Annotated in this window: 16 protein-coding genes; 8 read left to right on the top strand and 8 right to left on the bottom strand. The window is 70.2% G+C overall.

Translation table 11 applies throughout. From position 1 onward, the window contains the following. Position 1 precedes the first annotated feature (1 nt). From MQP27_RS28310 to MQP27_RS28300, 3 genes are all read left to right on the top strand, one after another. Positions 2-844: a transglutaminase family protein gene (locus tag MQP27_RS28310; protein WP_242768732.1), complete on the top strand. Its 843-nt coding sequence runs from the start codon at positions 2-4 to the stop codon at positions 842-844. A gap of 86 nt (positions 845-930) precedes the next feature. Then, the gene (locus tag MQP27_RS28305) at positions 931-1323 is read left to right on the top strand and encodes an effector-associated constant component EACC1 (RefSeq protein ID WP_372511331.1); all 393 of its coding nucleotides are present in this window, start codon (positions 931-933) and stop codon (positions 1321-1323) included. 2 nt (positions 1324-1325) lie between these two features. After that, positions 1326-3389 carry a caspase, EACC1-associated type gene (locus tag MQP27_RS28300; RefSeq protein ID WP_242768731.1) on the top strand — a complete coding sequence of 688 codons (2064 nt, stop codon included), beginning with the start codon at positions 1326-1328 and terminating at the stop codon, positions 3387-3389. Between the two features lie 13 nt (positions 3390-3402). On the opposite strand, the gene MQP27_RS28295 is transcribed toward MQP27_RS28300, so the two are convergent. Next, the gene (locus MQP27_RS28295) at positions 3403-4515 is read right to left on the bottom strand and encodes a sugar ABC transporter substrate-binding protein (protein WP_242768730.1); all 1113 of its coding nucleotides are present in this window, start codon (positions 4513-4515) and stop codon (positions 3403-3405) included. 308 nt (positions 4516-4823) lie between these two features. Between MQP27_RS28295 and MQP27_RS28290 the strand changes: the two genes are divergently transcribed. Then, on the top strand, positions 4824-6539 hold the full coding sequence (locus tag MQP27_RS28290) for a PA14 domain-containing protein (protein WP_242768729.1): 1716 nt from the start codon (positions 4824-4826) through the stop codon (positions 6537-6539). Between the two features lie 79 nt (positions 6540-6618). Here the strand turns inward: MQP27_RS28290 and MQP27_RS28285 are convergent, their stop codons facing one another. The 5 genes from MQP27_RS28285 to MQP27_RS28265 form a co-directional block, all read right to left on the bottom strand. Next, positions 6619-7071 (bottom strand): heat shock protein transcriptional repressor HspR, encoded by a 453-nt coding sequence (locus MQP27_RS28285; RefSeq protein WP_242768728.1) that lies wholly within the window; start codon positions 7069-7071, stop codon positions 6619-6621. 7 nt (positions 7072-7078) lie between these two features. Continuing rightward, on the bottom strand, positions 7079-8254 hold the full coding sequence (gene dnaJ / locus MQP27_RS28280; RefSeq protein WP_242768727.1) for a molecular chaperone DnaJ: 1176 nt from the start codon (positions 8252-8254) through the stop codon (positions 7079-7081). 36 nt (positions 8255-8290) lie between these two features. Then, entirely contained in the window at positions 8291-8956 is a 666-nt protein-coding gene (gene grpE, locus MQP27_RS28275) for a nucleotide exchange factor GrpE (protein ID WP_242768726.1), read from the bottom strand. After that, positions 8953-10797 carry a molecular chaperone DnaK gene (gene dnaK, locus MQP27_RS28270; RefSeq protein WP_242768725.1) on the bottom strand — a complete coding sequence of 615 codons (1845 nt, stop codon included), beginning with the start codon at positions 10795-10797 and terminating at the stop codon, positions 8953-8955. Before dnaK ends, grpE begins: the two co-directional genes overlap by 4 nt. Before the next feature lie 94 nt (positions 10798-10891). Next, a complete protein-coding gene (locus MQP27_RS28265; RefSeq protein WP_242768724.1) occupies positions 10892-11911 on the bottom strand; it encodes an MraY family glycosyltransferase in 1020 nt (339 codons plus the stop codon). 192 nt (positions 11912-12103) lie between these two features. Here MQP27_RS28265 and MQP27_RS28260 point away from each other — a divergent pair, with 192 nt between their 5' ends. Continuing rightward, positions 12104-14386 (top strand): (Fe-S)-binding protein, encoded by a 2283-nt coding sequence (locus MQP27_RS28260; protein WP_242768723.1) that lies wholly within the window; start codon positions 12104-12106, stop codon positions 14384-14386. A gap of 81 nt (positions 14387-14467) precedes the next feature. On the opposite strand, the gene MQP27_RS28255 is transcribed toward MQP27_RS28260, so the two are convergent. Together MQP27_RS28255 and MQP27_RS28250 are read right to left on the bottom strand one after the other, a co-directional pair. Further along, on the bottom strand, positions 14468-14794 hold the full coding sequence (locus MQP27_RS28255; protein WP_242768722.1) for an antibiotic biosynthesis monooxygenase family protein: 327 nt from the start codon (positions 14792-14794) through the stop codon (positions 14468-14470). 68 nt (positions 14795-14862) lie between these two features. Continuing rightward, entirely contained in the window at positions 14863-15324 is a 462-nt protein-coding gene (locus tag MQP27_RS28250) for a helix-turn-helix domain-containing protein (protein ID WP_242768721.1), read from the bottom strand. Between the two features lie 243 nt (positions 15325-15567). Here MQP27_RS28250 and MQP27_RS28245 point away from each other — a divergent pair, with 243 nt between their 5' ends. The 3 genes from MQP27_RS28245 (at position 15568) to MQP27_RS28235 (ending at position 16895) form a co-directional block, all read left to right on the top strand. Continuing rightward, complete coding sequence (locus MQP27_RS28245; protein ID WP_242768720.1) at positions 15568-16158, top strand: hypothetical protein; 591 nt, start codon at positions 15568-15570, stop codon at positions 16156-16158. Further along, positions 16155-16352, top strand: a complete 198-nt coding sequence (locus tag MQP27_RS28240; protein WP_242768719.1) for a MerR family transcriptional regulator — start codon at positions 16155-16157, stop codon at positions 16350-16352. Before MQP27_RS28245 ends, MQP27_RS28240 begins: the two co-directional genes overlap by 4 nt. A 135-nt stretch (positions 16353-16487) precedes the next feature. Next, positions 16488-16895, top strand: coding sequence for a phage tail termination protein (locus MQP27_RS28235; protein WP_242768718.1), 408 nt, complete (start codon positions 16488-16490; stop codon positions 16893-16895). The last annotated feature ends 20 nt before the right edge of the window (positions 16896-16915 follow it).

Raw genomic sequence — 16915 nt, 5'->3', positions numbered from 1 at the left:
CATGACCCGCCGCCTCCGTATCAAGCACACCACCCGGGTCGCCTACGCCCAGCCCGCGGCCTCCTCGCACAACGAGGTCCGCATGACCCCGCTGACGCTCCCGGGCCAGACGACGCTGGACGCCCGCGTCACCGTCAACCCCACCACGCCCACCTGGTCGTACTGGGACTACTGGGGCACCCAGGTCACCGGCTTCGACCTGATGGACCCGCACGGCCATCTGACCATCACGGCGTCCAGCCTGGTCGAGACCGCCCCGCCGGGCCCGCTGCCGCAGGCGCCGGGGTGGGCGGAGGTGGCCGAACGTGTCGCGAACTCCCGCCTGCTGGAGTTCGCGGGCCCCACGGGCCGTACGACCGTCCCCGCGAAGCTGGTCAAGAAGGCGCGGAAGGCCGCGGCCGGCCTCGACCCGCACGACACGGCGCTCGCGGTCTCCGCGCTGGTCGCCGACCGGGTGTCGTACCTGCCGGGCGCGACCAGCGTGAACACCTCCCCGGTGGAGGCCTGGGAGCAGGGCGCAGGCGTCTGCCAGGACATCACCCACCTGACGATCGCCCTGCTGCGGGGCGTGGGCCTGCCCACCCGCTATGTCTCCGGCTATCTGCACCCCGAGCGCGAGGCCGACCTGCACCGGCCGGTGGCCGGCCAGAGCCACGCGTGGATCGAGTACTGGGCGGGCGACTGGTGCGGCTACGACCCCACCAACCGCACCCGCGCCGACGAGTCCCACGTGGTGGTGGCCCGGGGCCGCGACTACGACGACGTGACCCCGCACAAGGGCATCTACCGAGGCGTGGCGGGCGGACCGCCGGAGGTGTCGGTGGTGTTCACGCGGGTCGCCTGAGCCCGGCCGTCACCCTCCCCCGGTACCATCCCCACTCACCACACTGGTAACTACGCTGTGGGGCAGGCGAATCCACGGCCGGGGGAGTGGAAACCTTGGACGTTGTGCTGGGTCTGACGCCGGACGCCGAGGCGGACGCGCAGGAGACCGAGGAACTGGCGCTCCGGCTGCGGGCCGAGCTGCGCGGGCTCGACGTCGACGCGCTGCGTGTCGTGCCCGACGGCGCCCCGCCGCCGGGCTCCAAGGCGGTCGACCCGGTCACCGTGGGCGCGGTGGTGCTGGCCCTGAGCGCGCCTGGCGGGGTACTGGTCGCGCTGGTCGGCACGCTCCAGGACTGGCTCGGCCGGCAGTCCGCCCGGCACCGCGTCTCGGTCACGATCGACGGCGACACGGTGGAACTGGAGCGGGCGACGCCCGACGAACGCCGCGCGCTGATCGAGGCGTTCGTGCGGCGGCACGGGCCGGACGGCGGGGAGTAGCGGTGGGACGCCGACTGGCCCTGCTGGTCGCCACGTACGCGTACCAGGACGACGGGCTGCGGCAGTTGACCGCTCCCGCGCACGACGCCGAGGCGCTGGCCGAGGTCCTGCGGGACCCGGAGATCGCCGGGTTCGAGGTCACGACGCTGGTCAACGAACCGCACCACCGGGTCGGCGCGGCCCTCGGCGACCTGCTGCACGACCGCCGCCACGACGACCTCGTGCTGCTGTACTTCACCGGTCACGGCCTCAAGGACGACGAGGGCCGGCTGCACCTGGCGACGACCGACACCCGCCGCACCAACCTCATGTTCACCGCGCTGTCCGCCGAGCGGATCCATCAGGCGATGGACGCGTGCATGTCGCGCCGGCAGGTGCTGGTCCTCGACTGCTGCTACAGCGGCGCGGGCGCCCGGCTCGCGAAGGCCGACGGCGACGTGCACACGCTGGACCGGTTCGGGGGCCGCGGCCGTACGGTGCTGACCGCCTCGGACGCCATGCAGTACTCCTTCGAGGGCGACCAGGTGCACGGCAGCGCGGCCCAGTCGGTCTTCACCCGGCACCTGGTGCAGGGGTTGCGCGACGGCTCCGCCGACCTGGACGGGGACGGCGACATCACTCTCGACGAGCTGTACACCTACGTCCACGACAGGGTCGTCGCCGAGATGCCGCAGCAGCGGCCGAAGAAGCTGGAGGAGGTCCAGGGCCGCACCGTCATCGCCCACAACGTCAACTGGACCCTGCCCGAGCACCTCCGGCACGCCCTGGACAGCCCCCTGGCCACGGACCGCCGGGGCGCGGTGGCCCTGCTGGCGCACCTGTACGACACGGGCAACGCGACGGTGCGCCGCCGGGCGGAGGAGGAGCTGCGGCGCCTGACGGAGGACGACAGCCGGAGCGTGTCGGCGGCGGCCGCGGAGCGGCTGGCGGGGCGGGCACGGGTGCCGGCGCCCCCGCCGGTACCGGAGCCGACGCCGGTGCCGGTGCCGGAGCCGACGCCAGTACCGGAGCCGACGCCGATGCCGGAGCCGACGCCGGTCTCCGCGCCGCCGCCGCCGGCTCCGGCTCCGGCACCCGTGCTCTCCGTCGCGGCCCCGCCCCTCGCCGGCACCGAACGCTGGAGCTTCCGGACCTCCGGTGCGATCCGGTCCACGCCGGCCGTGGCGAACGGACTCGTGTACGTCGCCGACGACAGCGGCTCCGTGTACGCGGTCGACACCGACGGGCAGCAGAAGTGGCACGTCATGCTCCAGGTCGGCGGCATCCAGTCCGTGCTCGAAGTGGTGGGCGACACCGTCTACCTCACCGCGGAGCGGCACCTGTGCGCGATCGACGCCCGCACCGGACGCGTCCGCTGGGAGAAGAAGCTCGTCGGCCGGACGACTCCGAACGTGGTGGTGGCCGACGGCGAGGTGTACGTGGGAGACGGCGCCGGCGTGGCCACGCACGACGCCGAGGACGGCAAGCCCAGCGGGCGGAGATCCACGGGCGGCATGACGAGGTACGCCTGGCTGGCCAGGGCCGGTACGACGATCATTGTCGGCAACCGCCGCAACCACGTGTTCAGCTTCCTCACGGACTCACCCCGCAGGGGCTGGTACGCGAAGATGGGCGAACCCGTGTCCGGCCCCCTCGCCCTGTACGACGGCCGTATCCACATCGGCGACGCCCGCGGCCAGTTGCACGCCCTGGACATCGCCCACGGAGCCACGGCCTGGCGCTTCGACACCGGTGGCCCCGTCGACCGCGCGCCGACGGCCGTGGACGGCACGGTGTACGTCGGCAACAGGGACGGCCGTCTGTTCGCCCTCGACGCCGCCGCCGGAGAGCAGAAGTGGCGGTTCGCGACCGGCAGCCCCGTGTGCACTTCGCCCACGGTCGCGGGCCGGACGGTCTGCTTCGGCTGCGAAGACGGCAACGTGTACGCGCTGGATGCCGCCACCGGACTGGAGCGGTGGCGGTTCGCCACCGGCGGGCCGGTGCGGTCCTCCCCCGTCGTCGCCGACGGGGTGGTGTACGTCGGCAGCGACAACGGCCGCCTCTACGCCGTCGAGGCCGCCGACTGACCCCGGACGACGGCTACTTCAGCCCGATCGCGTCGCAATCCGTCTTGTACTCGCTCGTGCAGATGTCCGAGATCTTGTAGATGCCGTCCGCGACGACCGTCGACTTGATGTTCTTCTTCGTCAGGGCCGTCACCGTGACCAGCTGGGCCGGGATGTCCTTGTTGGTCGGGCTGTCCACCGAGTCCTGGGTCAGGGCGTCGAACTGGATGTCGTGGCCCTGGACCTTGGCCACCGCCATCTGCGCGGCCGCCTCCGCCTCCTGCGGGTAGGACTTGTAGACGCTCATGTACTGCTCGCCCGTGACGATCCGCTGCACGGCGGCGAGTTCCGCGTCCTGCCCGGTGATCGGCGGCAGCTTGGTCACGCCCGCGTTCTCCAGGGCCTTGACGATGCCGCCCGCCATGCCGTCGTTGGCGGAGTAGACCGCGGCGATGTTGCCCTTGCCGATCTTGTCGATCGCCTCGGTCATGTTGGCCTGGGCGTTCTCCGGCTTCCAGTCCTTGGTGTCGAAGGAGTCCGCGATCGTCACCTTGCCGTTCAGCTCCGACAGCGCGCCCGCCTTGAACTGCTTGGCGTTCGGGTCGGTCGGCGAGCCGTTCATCATGACGATCTTGTCGGAGGTGTCGGCGTCCGAGCCGAGCGCCTCCAGCAGGGAGCGGCCCTGCACCTCGCCGACCAGCTCGTTGTCGAAGGAGACGTACGCGTCGATCGGGCCCTCGGCCAGCCGGTCGTAGGCGATGACCGGGATGCCCGCGTCCTTGGCCTTCTTCACCTCGGTCGCGATGGCGTGCGAGTCGACCGCGTCCAGCAGGATGATGTCGACCTTGTCGTCGATCATCTGCTGCATCTGCTGCGCCTGCTTGTCGGCGTCCTGGTCGGCGTTGGCGTAGTCGACCTTGCCCTGCTTCTTGGTGAGGGACGACACCTGTTCCTTGATGATCGGGTAGTCGAAGTCCTCGTAACGGGTGTTGGCCTTCTCCGGCAGCAGCAGCCCGATGGTGACGTCGTCGCCCTTGGTGGGGCTCGCCGAGCTGCTGTTCCCCGACACGTTCAGCACGCCGCAGCCGGCGAGCGCGAGGGACATCGTGGCGGACGCGGCCACGGCTATGGCGGTACGACGACGCATGGGACTGCTCACTGGGCTGCTCACTTCTGGTGCCTTCGGGACACGGGCGCAGCATTGCGACCCGGATGACTGAAAAGCCAACGCGGAGGCGCCCCCGGGCGTCAAGCGGAACTACTTAACGAGTGCGCAACGCCACGCTCCGCTTGTCATGTGAAGAGTTGGCGCAACCCCCTCCAAACGCCCTTTACGGACTCTCCATGCAACGTCTGGCAATCGGCGGGCAAAGATCCGTACAACCAACCCGATTCCTCGCGAGTCGTGATCACGACGGCTTCCAACAGCCGTACACGAACCGACCAGAGGATCGAATGAAGCCAGCCAGACGTATGACGGCCACGGCCACCTCCGCCGTCGTGCTCGCCACCGCCGCCGGTCTGCTCTCCGCGACGGCCGCGCCCGCCTCGGCGGCGACCACCTGCGCCTCCCCCGTCTTCAAACGCCAGTTCTTCGCGAACACCGCCTTCTCCGGCACCCCGAAGAAGACGGACTGCGACAGCGCGATCGACCAGAACTGGAAGACGGGCGCGCCGGCTTCGGGCCTGCCGAAGGACAACTTCGGCGTCCGCTGGACCGTCACCCGCGACTTCGGCTCCGGCGGCCCCTTCAGGCTCGCCGCCTCCGGGCTTGACGGCATCCGCGTCTACGTCGACGGCGCCCGGAAGATCGACCTCTGGAAGAACGTCTCGGCGACCGTCAAGAAGTCCGCCGACGTCACGATCCCCGCCGGCAAGCACACGGTCCGCGTCGACTACGCCAACTGGACCGGCTCCGCCGCCGTCTCCGTCACCTACGCCCCACGCACCTCCGCCGCCGTCGACAAGGTCAAGCCCCTTGTCCCGACGGGCACTTCGGTGTCGTACGACTCCTCGACCGGGAAGGCAAAGCTCACCTGGTCGAAGAACAAGGAGATGGACCTCGCCGGGTATCGCGTCTACCGGCGGCTGAAGGGCGAGTCCTTCGGGAGTACGCCGATCGCCACGACCGCCTCGACGACGTACACCGACTCGACGCTGCCGGCGACCGGGCAGACGTACTACTACGAGGTGCGCGCCTACGACCGGGCGGGCAACGAGTCGGCCGGTACGGCGGACCAGGCGGTGACCACCGCCGACCGGGTGGCGCCGGGCGTGCCCGTGATCAACAAGGCGACCGGCGAGGTGACCCCGGCCGGCGGCACGGGCGGTCTCGAGGTCGGCTGGGACGCGGTCGCGGACGCGGTGTCGTACCGCGTCTTCCGGGCGGCGAGCGAGAACGGCACGTACTCCGCGGTCGGCAGTACGAGCGGGCTGTCGTATCTGGACACCTCGGCCGCCGAGAGCGTCGTCTACTACTACCGGGTGTCCGCGGTCGACGCGGCGGGCAACGAGTCCGCCCGCTCCGCGTCCCAGCGCGGCACGATCTGGGACAACGACCCGCCGGCCCTGGTCACCGGCCTCGACGTCACCCCGACCGAGTACGGCTTCCACCTGACGTGGGACAAGAGCGCGGCCACGGACCTGAAGTACTACACGGTCTACTGGGGCGAGCTCGTCGACGGCGAGGACGGCGGGCAGGTCTGCTACGGCAGCGCGTCGGACTACCTCGCGCCCACCAGGACCTCCTACGACGACGTCACGCTCCCCGACGGCGACACGTCCTGCTTCTTCATGGACGCCGTCGACGACGACGGCAACTCCGCCATCCAGTGGAGCGACGACGGGGTCCCGGCGGTGAGCGTCACCGAGCTCGACATGACGCCGAGCGTGGCCACTCCCGAGACCTCGCCGGTCCACCTGACGGCGACCCCGGCCGGCCCGGACGTGGCGCTGTCCTGGAACACCGTGGCGGACGCCACCGGTTACCGCGTCTACCGCTGGAACCCGGCGGCCAAGACGTACGAGAAGCTGACGGACACCGCCGCGGCCACCTCGTACACGGACACCACCGCGGCCAAGGGCACCACCCACTACTACTGGGTGACCGCCCTGTACGCGGACGGCACCGAGTCGGCGGCGGGCGGCGACTACGCGGTCCTGGCGCCCTGAACACGCGAGAGGGGCCCGGAGGTTCGTCCTCCGGGCCCCTCTCTCGTGCGCCTGTGGGGCGCCCAGCCTGCGCGGCCGTCTAGTCCTTGGCCTTCTTCGGTCGCCACACCACCAGCGCGCTGGTCTGCTGGACCTCCTGGTACGGGACCAGGTCACGGCGGTACGACGCGTGCACCGCCGCCTCGCGCTGCTGCATGGCCGCCGCGGCGCCGTCGACCGCCGCCTGGAGTTCGGCGACGCGCTGCTGGAGCGCGGCGACCTGGTTCTCCAGCTCGATGATCCGCTTGATGCCGGCCAGGTTGATGCCCTCGTCCTGCGACAACTGCTGCACGGTGCGCAGCAGTTCGATGTCGCGGGCCGAGTACCGGCGGCCCCGCCCGGCCGTGCGGTCCGGGGAGACCAGGCCGAGGCGGTCGTACTGACGGAGGGTCTGCGGGTGCAGGCCGGAGAGCTGGGCCGCCACCGAGATGACGTAGACCGGGGTCTCCTCGGTCAGTTCGTACGGGTTGCGTCGACGGCCGGTCCCATCCATGGCTTGTTCATGCTCCCTTCGCGGCCTGGAACAGCTCCGCCCGCGGGTCCTCTCCCGCGGTCGCCTCGCGATACGCCTCCAGCGCGTCACGAGCCTTCCCCGTCACGTCCTTGGGGACACTCACCTCGACGGTGACCAGCAGGTCCCCGCGGGTGCCGTCCTTGCGGACCGCGCCCTTGCCGCGGGCACGCATGGTGCGGCCGTTGGGCGTGCCCGGCGGCAGCTTGAGGGTGACGGGCGGGCCGCCCAGGGTGGGGACCCTGACCTCGCCGCCGAGGGCCGCCTCCGCGAACGTCACCGGGACAGTGACGGTGAGGTTGTCGTCCCTGCGGCCGAACACCGGGTGCGCGGAGACGTGCACGGTGACGTACAGGTCGCCGGCCGGGCCGCCCCGCTCGCCCGGCGCGCCCTTGCCGCGCAGCCGGATGCGCTGCCCGTCCGAGACGCCCGCCGGGATGCGGACCTGCATGGTGCGCGAGGACTTGGCGCGTCCCGAGCCCTTGCACACCTCGCAGGGGTTCTCCGCGATCAGGCCGCGGCCCTTGCAGTCCGGGCAGGGGTCCGTGAGCGAGAAGCCGCCGCCGGAACCCCGCGCCACCTGGCCGGTGCCGACGCACGTCGGGCACACCCGCGGGTTGCCGTTGGCGTCGCCGGTGCCGGAGCAGGCCTTGCAGGGCGCCTGCGAGGACATGCGCAGCGGGACCGTCGCCCCCTCGATCGCCTCGATGAAGCTGAGGCTGACCTCGGTGTCGATGTCCTGGCCGCGCCGGGGCTGCACCCGGGTCGTGCCGGAGCTGCCGCGGTTGAACAGGCCCCCGAAGACGTCACCGAGTCCGCCGCCGAAGCCTCCGGAGCCCCCGCCCTGGGCGCCGCCTCCGAAGAGGTCGCCCAGGTCGAAGTTGAAGTTGCCGCCGCCCGCGCCCGGCCCCGGGCGGAACCCGCCGTTGCCGAACAGGGCGCGCGCCTCGTCGTACTCCTTGCGCTTCTTGGGGTCGCCGAGCACGTCGTTGGCCTCGGAGATCTCCTTGAAGCGCTCCTCGGCCTTGGCGTTGCCCTTGTTGGCGTCCGGGTGGAACTCGCGGGCGAGCTTCCGGTACGCCTTCTTGATCTCGGCCTCGGTGGCGTCCTTGGGGACGCCGAGGACCTTGTAGTAGTCCTTCTCGATGAAGTCCTTGGTGCTCATCCCCGACGCCCCTCCTCCCGATCAGTCCTGGTGACTTCAGCCCTCCTCAGAGCCGTTGTCCTTGTCGTCGCCGGCCGCCGGAGCCTCCTCGGCACCTTCGGCCTTGACCGTCTGCGCCCCGGGCTGGGGCTCGGCGACGGCCACCCGCGCGGGGCGGATGGTGCGCTCGCCGATGCGATACCCGGGCTGCAGAATCGCCACGCACGTCGTCTCGGTGACGTCCGGCGCGTAACTGTGCATCAGGGCCTCGTGGATCGTCGGGTCGAAGGGCTCGCCCTCCTTGCCGAACTGCTGCAGTCCCATCTTCGCCGCGACGGTCTCCAGCGACTCCGCGACGGACTTGAATCCGCCGACGAGTTCGCCGTGGTCCCCGGCGCGGCCGATGTCGTCGAGCACGGGCAGGAGTTCGGTCAGGAGGTTCGCGATGGCGATCTCCCGGACCGTGATCCGGTCCCGCTCCACACGGCGGCGGTAGTTCTGGAACTCGGCCTGGAGCCGCTGGAGGTCCGCGGTGCGCTCGTCGAGCGCCTTGCGCACCTGGTCCAGCTGGGCCGTCAGGCCGGCGATCTGTGCTGATGCGTCCCCGGCCGGGGCCGCCCCCTCCCCGGTCGAGGGGGAGGCGGCCTTCGGCTCGGCGTCGTCAGGGGTGGCGCCGGAGGGGACGTCGGGCTTCTCCTCGAAGCCCGGGGTCTCCTCCGTCACGCGGCACCGTCCTTGCGCTCGTCGTCCACGATCTCGGCGTCGACCACGTCGTCGTCGGCCTTGGGGGCCTCGGCACCGGCGTCGGCGCCACCCGCGGCCTGGGCGGCCTGGGCGTCGGCGTACATGGCCTGGCCGAGCTTCTGCGAGACGGCCGCGACCTTCTCGGTGGCGGTGCGGATCTCGGCGGTGTCCTCGCCCTTGAGCGCGGTCTTCAGCTCCTCGACGGAGGCCTCGACCTCGGTCTTGATCTCGCCGGGGACCTTGTCCTCGTTGTCCTTGAGGAACTTCTCCGTCTGGTAGACGAGCTGCTCGCCCTGGTTGCGGGTCTCGGCGGCCTCGCGGCGGCGGTGGTCCTCGTCCGCGTACTGCTCGGCCTCCTGGCGCATCCGGTCGACCTCGTCCTTCGGCAGCGAGGAGCCGCCGGTGACGGTCATCTTCTGCTCCTTGCCCGTGCCCAGGTCCTTGGCGGTCACGTGCATGATGCCGTTGGCGTCGATGTCGAAGGACACCTCGATCTGCGGGACGCCGCGGGGCGCCGGGGGCAGACCGGTCAGCTCGAACATCCCGAGCTTCTTGTTGTACGCCGCGATCTCGCGCTCGCCCTGGTAGACCTGGATCTGCACGGACGGCTGGTTGTCCTCGGCCGTGGTGAAGATCTCGGACCGCTTGGTCGGGATCGTGGTGTTGCGCTCGATCAGCTTGGTCATGATGCCGCCCTTGGTCTCGATGCCGAGGGACAGCGGGGTCACGTCGAGGAGCAGGACGTCCTTGACCTCACCCTTGAGGACACCGGCCTGGAGGGACGCGCCGATGGCGACGACCTCGTCCGGGTTCACGCCCTTGTTGGCGTCCTTGCCGCCGGTCAGCTCCTTGACGAGCTCGGCGACGGCGGGCATACGGGTGGAGCCACCGACGAGGACGACGTGGTCGATCTCGTTGATGTTGACGCCGGCGTCCTTCATGACGTTGAAGAACGGGGTCTTGCAGCGCTCCAGGAGGTCCGCGGTCAGCTGCTGGAACTGAGCCCGGGTGAGCTTCTCGTCCAGGTGCAGCGGGCCCTCGGCGGAGGCGGTGATGTAGGGCAGGTTGATCGAGGTCTCCGTCGAGGAGGACAGCTCGATCTTGGCCTTCTCGGCGGCCTCGCGCAGACGCTGCAGCGCCATCTTGTCCTTGGCGAGGTCCACGCCGTGACCGGACTTGAACTGCTGCACCAGGTAGTCGACGACGCGCTGGTCCCAGTCGTCACCACCGAGGTGGTTGTCACCGTTGGTGGCCTTCACCTCGACGACGCCGTCGCCGATCTCCAGGAGGGACACGTCGAAGGTGCCGCCACCGAGGTCGAAGACGAGGATCGTCTGGTCGTCCTTGTCGAGGCCGTACGCGAGCGCGGCCGCGGTGGGCTCGTTGACGATACGCAGGACGTTCAGACCGGCGATCTCGCCGGCCTCCTTCGTCGCCTGACGCTCGGAGTCGTTGAAGTACGCCGGGACGGTGATGACCGCGTCGGTCACCTTCTCGCCCAGGTAGGACTCGGCGTCCCGCTTGAGCTTCTGGAGGATGAAGGCGGAGATCTGCTGCGGGTTGAAGGGCTTCCCGTCGAGCTCCATCTTCCAGTCGGTGCCCATGTGGCGCTTCACGGAACGGATGGTCCGGTCCACGTTGGTGACCGCCTGGCGCTTGGCCACCTCGCCGACCAGCACTTCGCCGTTCTTCGCGAAGGCGACGACGGACGGCGTGGTCCGGGCACCCTCGGCGTTGGTGATGACGGTGGGCTCGCCGCCTTCAAGAACGCTGACGACGGAGTTAGTCGTGCCCAGGTCGATGCCGACCGCACGTGCCATGGTTGATTCCTCCAGCTGACTTGAGTGGAACGGACTCAAGTGTGCATGACGTCTGCGAATGGGTCAACAGACCTGAGTCGCAGCGACTCAACTCTTATCCGTTCCTTACACGCAACTGGCCCGTGACCTGCGGCGATGCCGGACCCCTAGGGGAAGAACCAGGGATCCGAAGCAGTACGCCCACCACCCCGAGGACCCCGGCGCCGACCCACAGCGCCCCCGATCCCGCGATCCACCCCACGTGTACGAGGACCCCGACGAGCACCCCGGAAAACGCCCCGAGCCCGAGCAGCACGGTCACCCCGGCGGGTGTGAGCCCCGACCGCCGCAACCGGTGCGCGAGGTGATCGGGCCCACGGCGCGACAGGGGCCGCCCGCCGAGCCGCCGCACGAGCACCACGAGGATCACGTCGGCACTGGCGACGGCGGTGAGCGAGAACAGCACGCCCGCGCTGGAGGCGATCCCGTACCCGGCCCGCGTGAACACGGCGGCCGACGCGAGCAGGAACCCCGTGAACAGCGACCCGCACGAACCGAGCCCCACGCGCGCGGGATGCCAGTTGTGCATGAGGAACCCGGTGAGCGCGGCGGCGAGCACGCTCAGCAGCACGGCGAGCCCGTCCATCACCTCGGCGGCGGCACAGGCGCCGACCCCGAAGGCGGTGACGACCCCGACGGTCCCGGCGAGCGCGTCGGCGTGGTCGAGCGCGCGGAAGGCGAGGGCGACGAACACGACCCACGCGACGGCGAGCACGCCACCGGCGACCCCCGTCTCCTCGTACGGCACGACGCACGCGGCCGCGACGCCCGTACCGACGACGAGCACCCGCATCTTGACCCGCCGCACGTCGGCGACGAGCCCCAGCGCGGCGACGGCCGCGCCCGCGACGAGCAGCCGCCCGACCCCGCCACCGAGCCGCGCGACCCCGACCCGGTCCCCGGCGACCGTGACCAGACAGGTGGCGAGCACGATCGCGACACCCCCGAACAGCGGCAGGCGCCGCTGCCGCCGCCGGTCGACGACACCCAGGCGCAGAGCGGGCGCCCGGCCGAGGGCACTGAGTACGGCTGCGACGAGCAGGGCGGAGGTGGCGGCGACGATCCCGTAGAGCACGGTTCTAAATTAGTTGCGAATGTACCAATTTGGTACGAATAACACGTTCAGATCTTTGCGGATCTTAAGGCAACCCTCAGCGATCCAGATCACTGCACGCCTGGCTACAGTGCGATGGAAGATAAGGGTAGTCTCAGACGGACTGCATAAGTTACCGCTTAGTAATAACCTCGCAGGCCCGAGGAGCCCCCAATGCAACTCGCCGCGATCATCGTGTCGCTGGTTCTGACCGTGGTCGGCGTCGCGCTGCTCGCACGCGCCATCGGTCAGTTCGTCCGGTATTTCAAGCTGGGCCAGCCGGTCCCCGCCGGCAGCCGCACCGACAACCCCTACCAGCGCAGCGTGACGCTGGTGAAGGAGTTCCTCGGGCACACCCGGATGAACCGCTGGGGCATCGTCGGCTTCGCGCACTGGTTCGTGGCCGTCGGCTTCCTGACACTGCCGCCGACCCTGGCGCAGGCCTTCGGCCAGCTCTTCCAGGCGGACTGGACGCTGCCGGTCGTCGGCGAGTGGCTGCCGCTGGAGATGTACACCGAGTTCATCGGCGTGATGACGGTGCTCGGCATCGTCGTACTCATCACGATCCGCCTGCTGAGCCTCCCCTCCCGTCCGGGCCGCAAGTCCCGCTTCGCGGGCTCCAAGTCGGGTCAGGCCTACTTCGTCGAGTACGTCATCCTCACCATCGGCCTCGCGATCTACGTGCTGCGCGGCCTGGAGGGCGCCATCCACCACGTGGACGGCTACGACGCCTCGTACTTCGCCTCGTACCCGCTGGTCCTGGCCTTCAAGGGCCTGAGCGTGACGGCGCTGCAGAACCTGGTCTACCTGGTCGCGATGATCAAGATCAGCGTCTCGTTCATCTGGATGATCGTCGTCTCGCTCAACACCAACATGGGTGTGGCCTGGCACCGCTTCCTCGCCTTCCCGAACATCTGGTTCAAGCGCGAGGCGGACGGCGGTACGGCCCTGGGCGCGCTCCAGCCGATGACGAGCGGCGGCAAGCCGATCGACTTCACCGACCCCGGTGACGACGACGTCTTCGGCGTCTCCCAGGTGGAGCAGTTCTCCTGGAAGGGCCTCCTCGACTTCTCGACCTGCACCGAGTGCGGCCGCTGCCAGTCGCAGTGCCCGGCCTGGAACACCGGCAAGCCGCTCTCCCCGAAGCTGCTGATCATGTCCCTGCGCGACCACGCGCACGCCAAGGCGCCGTACCTGCTGGCGGGCGGCGGCAAGACGATGGAGGGCGAGGAGAAGGCGTCCGAGGAGCAGCTGGCTTCCGTGCCGGCCGCCGCTCTCGCCGAGGCCGAGCGCCCGCTGATCGGCACCGCCGAGGAGAACGGCGTCATCGACCCGGACGTCCTGTGGTCCTGCACCACCTGCGGCGCCTGCGTCGAGCAGTGCCCGGTCGACATCGAGCACATCGACCACATCGTCGACATGCGCCGCTACCAGGTCATGATCGAGTCGGCCTTCCCCTCCGAGGCGGGCACGATGCTCAAGAACCTGGAGAAGAAGGGCAACCCCTGGGGCCTGGCCAAGAAGCAGCGCCTGGAGTGGCTCAAGGAGGTCGAGTTCGAGGTCCCGGTCGTCGGCCAGGACATCGAGGACCTGACGGAGGTCGAGTACCTCTACTGGGTCGGCTGTGCGGGCTCCCTCGAAGACCGCGCCAAAAAGACGACAAAGGCCTTCGCGGAACTCCTCCACATCGCGGGCGTGAAGTTCGCGATCATGGGCGGCGACGAGAAGTGCACCGGCGACTCCGCCCGGCGCCTGGGCAACGAGCCCCTGTTCCAGGAGCTCGGCATGGAGAACGTCATGGCGCTGAACATGGCGTTCGGCGAGGAGCTCGACGACGACGGCAAGGTGGTCCCGGAGTCCGCCAAGCCGAAGTCGGCGAAGAAGATCGTCGCGACGTGCCCCCACTGCTTGAACACGATCGGCAACGAGTACCCGCAGCTCGGCGGCGACTACGAGGTCATCCACCACACCCAGCTGCTCCAGCACCTGGTGGACGAGGGCAAGCTGGTCCCGGTCACCCCGGTCGAGGGCATCATCACGTACCACGACCCCTGCTACCTGGGCCGCCACAACAAGATCTACACGCCGCCGCGCGAGATCATCGCGAACGTCCCCGGCCTGCGCAACGAGGAGATGCACCGCCACAAGGAGCGCGGCTTCTGCTGCGGCGCGGGCGGCGCGCGCATGTGGATGGAGGAGCGCATCGGCAAGCGCATCAACAACGAGCGCGTCGATGAAGCTCTTTCGCTCAACCCCGACATCGTCTCGACGGCCTGCCCCTTCTGCCTGGTCATGCTCACGGACTCGGTCAACGGCAAGAAGAACGATGGCAAGGCGAAGGAATCCATCCAGGTGGTGGACGTCGCCCAGCTCCTCCTGGAGTCCGTCAAGACACCGGTCGACCCGGCGGGCGACGAGGAGACGGAGAGCACGCCGGAGCCGGAGCCGGTGAAGTAGCGGTTCGTACGGCCATGACGGCGCCCCCTGACCCGCACGGGCAGGGGGCGTTGTCGTACCCGCGGTCGGAGGGTCGGACGGTCAGGCGTTCTTCGGCGCCGCCGACTGCACCACGTCGAACGACCACAGGGTCGAGCCGCTGGCCGCCGGCTTCGGGCGCTCGGCGCCTTCGCCGCCGCCTTGGTGCGCGGACTTCATCGAGCCCTCCATCCATGCCTGGAAGGACTCCTCGTCACGCCAGCGCGTGTACACGAGGTACTGGTCGGTGCCCTCGACCGGCCGCAGCAGCTCGAACCACTCGAACCCGTCGGCCCCCTCCACGGCACCGGCCCGCGAGGCGAACCGCTTCTCCAGGACCTCCCGCTGCTCGGCGGGCACGGTCAGCACGTTGATCTTCACTACGCTCATGGGCCCATCCTGACTCACGTCGGCGGCGCGGCGACGACCGGTCGGGTGGGTGGCGGCCCGGTTGACGGTCAGCGCCCCGCCTGCCCGTCCGCCCCGCCCTCCGGCGTCGGCGCCCCCGCCGAACCCAGTCGCAGTTGCTCCGTGATCTGGACGAACGCCGAGCGCAGGTGTTCCGGGATGCCCAGGGCCGTGGCCGCCTGTTCCGCGGAGAGGGGGGCGTCGGGGGACGGTGAGGCGGGCGTCGGGGGTGCCGGGGACTGTGGCAGGTCCTCCTCCGTCAGCCTGCCGGAGCGGATCAGGACGTCCCGGACGGGGACGCGCAGGGCGCGCGCGAGGCCCCTCATCGTGTCCAGGTCGGGCATGCTCTGCCGTTGCAGCAGCCGCGTCACGGCCGCGCGGTGCACGCCGGCGTCCTCGGCCAGCTTGGTCCTGCCACCGCCGCGCGGGCTGTCGATGTCGTAACCGCGCGCCCGCATCACGTCCTCGACCCAGGCGGCGAATTCCTCGATGTGCTCGGCGTCGCTCTTCATGAGTGGGTGCCCCTCTTCATCCCTCGCTGACGCGCCCACTTTAGCGCGCGTGCGCACGCGAAAATACGTGGGTGCGCGCGCGCATCAGAACCGATTCGGGGAATCCCGGCCCGCATATGCCAATTGCGTGCGCCTTCGCAACATGCCAAGCTAGGCGCGCACGCGCAACAAGCAGCCGCGGCCGGCTGTCAGCGGTCGGCGGCCACCGAAAACCCGCCTCACGCACGTTGGGAGCACTTCGCCATGCCGTCCGAACTCACCGCCCGGGACACCACCCGCGCCGCCCACTGGATCGACATTCTGATACGTCAATTCCCCGAGCTTCTTGCCGAGTTGGCGCCGGGGAGCAGCAGTCCGGGCGTGCTCGCGTCCCGTACCCGGGGCAGCCGCGGCGGCACGGGTTCCGCCCCCGTGCGCCTCCATGTCTCCGACGCCGTACGGGACATCACGGACGGCGTGGTCGAACTCGAAGAGGCCGTACGGGACAAGCTCGGGCTCGGCCGTGCGCCGCGGGTCGGCGTGCCCGAGCGGCTCGCGCGGATCGCCTTACTGCTGGACCAGGTGGCCGACCACCCGGTCCTGGCCCGTCACGTCCTCGACGAATGCCGTCGTATGGCCCGGCGCCTCGGGCGCACGCTCGGGACCGCCGAGGCGATGGTGCGCCTGGACGGCCGTTGCCCGTGGTGCGACTCGGTCTCCCTGCGCGCCCTGCCGGCCGCGGGGACCGTGCTCTGCGTCAACCCCGGGTGCCGGTGCGGCGATCCGGCGTGCCGGTGCTCCAGCGACCCCGCGTACAGGCACAGTTGGGACGAAGGGGAGGAGGTCGGCCGATGAGTGCCGAGCCCACCCTGGTGACCGGGGCGACGGCCGCGAAGGAGGCGGGGGTCGCCCCCGCGACCGTACGGAAGTGGGTTCAGCTGGGGCGGTTGACCGCCGCCGGCCGGCAAGGGCGTACGCATCTCTTCCGGTTGGAGGACGTGTTCGCCGCGGAGCGGGCCGCGCGGGGGCGGTCCGGGCGCCGTGACTGACGTGACCGGGGCGCAGGCCGACAAGAACTCTTGTCCTCTTGTTGCGCTCTCGCTCGCAACATGTCACAGTTGGTGCAGCGGCGGAGCTGTACCCGCCGCCGCTCCACACGAAGCACCGCGAAGGGAGGCCACCCCGTGGCCGATCCGACGGTCACCTTCCCCGACGTCGAGCGACTCGTCGTCGACTTCCTGACCGACCGCGCCGAACTCGCCGCCGCCACCGTGGACAACGTCCCGCCGGCCGGCTTCGACGGCACCCAGCAGGTCGTCCTGGTCTCCCGCTCCGGCGGGGCCTGGATCGACGACCAGCATCTCGACACACCCCTGGTGGACATCGAGGTCTACGGCCCCGACAAGACCACCGCCCACACCCTGGCCCTGAAGGTCCGCGCCGCGCTCCTCGCGCTGCGCGGCACGCTCTACGGCACGGCGAGCGTCACCGACGTCGTCGAGGCCGACGGGCCGCGGTGGCTGCCGGACTGGAACCGGTCGGCGGCCAACCGCTACTACTCCACGGTCCGGCTGAACATCCACGCCACCTGAACCGGCCGCCGCCCCGCTCA

It is taken from the genome of Streptomyces cylindrosporus (genome assembly GCF_022698165.1).
GTDB lineage: Bacteria > Actinomycetota > Actinomycetes > Streptomycetales > Streptomycetaceae > Streptomyces > Streptomyces cylindrosporus.
The sequence above is the reverse complement of the archived record's forward strand: the minus strand, read 5'-3'. Positions and strand labels throughout refer to the sequence as shown.

Bases quoted from the DNA above. Each gene is read 5' to 3' on its own strand.
- MQP27_RS28310 (WP_242768732.1), top strand. From the start codon at position 2: ATGACCCGCCGCCTCCGTATCAAGCACACCACCCGGGTCGCCTACGCC.
- MQP27_RS28295 (WP_242768730.1), bottom strand. From the start codon at position 4,515: ATGCGTCGTCGTACCGCCATAGCCGTGGCCGCGTCCGCCACGATGTCC.
- MQP27_RS28290 (WP_242768729.1), top strand. From the start codon at position 4,824: ATGAAGCCAGCCAGACGTATGACGGCCACGGCCACCTCCGCCGTCGTG.
- MQP27_RS28285 (WP_242768728.1), bottom strand. From the start codon at position 7,071: ATGGATGGGACCGGCCGTCGACGCAACCCGTACGAACTGACCGAGGAG.
- dnaJ (WP_242768727.1), bottom strand. From the start codon at position 8,254: ATGAGCACCAAGGACTTCATCGAGAAGGACTACTACAAGGTCCTCGGC.
- dnaK (WP_242768725.1), bottom strand. From the start codon at position 10,797: ATGGCACGTGCGGTCGGCATCGACCTGGGCACGACTAACTCCGTCGTC.
- MQP27_RS28260 (WP_242768723.1), top strand. From the start codon at position 12,104: ATGCAACTCGCCGCGATCATCGTGTCGCTGGTTCTGACCGTGGTCGGC.
- MQP27_RS28255 (WP_242768722.1), bottom strand. From the start codon at position 14,794: ATGAGCGTAGTGAAGATCAACGTGCTGACCGTGCCCGCCGAGCAGCGG.
- MQP27_RS28250 (WP_242768721.1), bottom strand. From the start codon at position 15,324: ATGAAGAGCGACGCCGAGCACATCGAGGAATTCGCCGCCTGGGTCGAG.
- MQP27_RS28245 (WP_242768720.1), top strand. From the start codon at position 15,568: ATGCCGTCCGAACTCACCGCCCGGGACACCACCCGCGCCGCCCACTGG.
- MQP27_RS28240 (WP_242768719.1), top strand. From the start codon at position 16,155: ATGAGTGCCGAGCCCACCCTGGTGACCGGGGCGACGGCCGCGAAGGAG.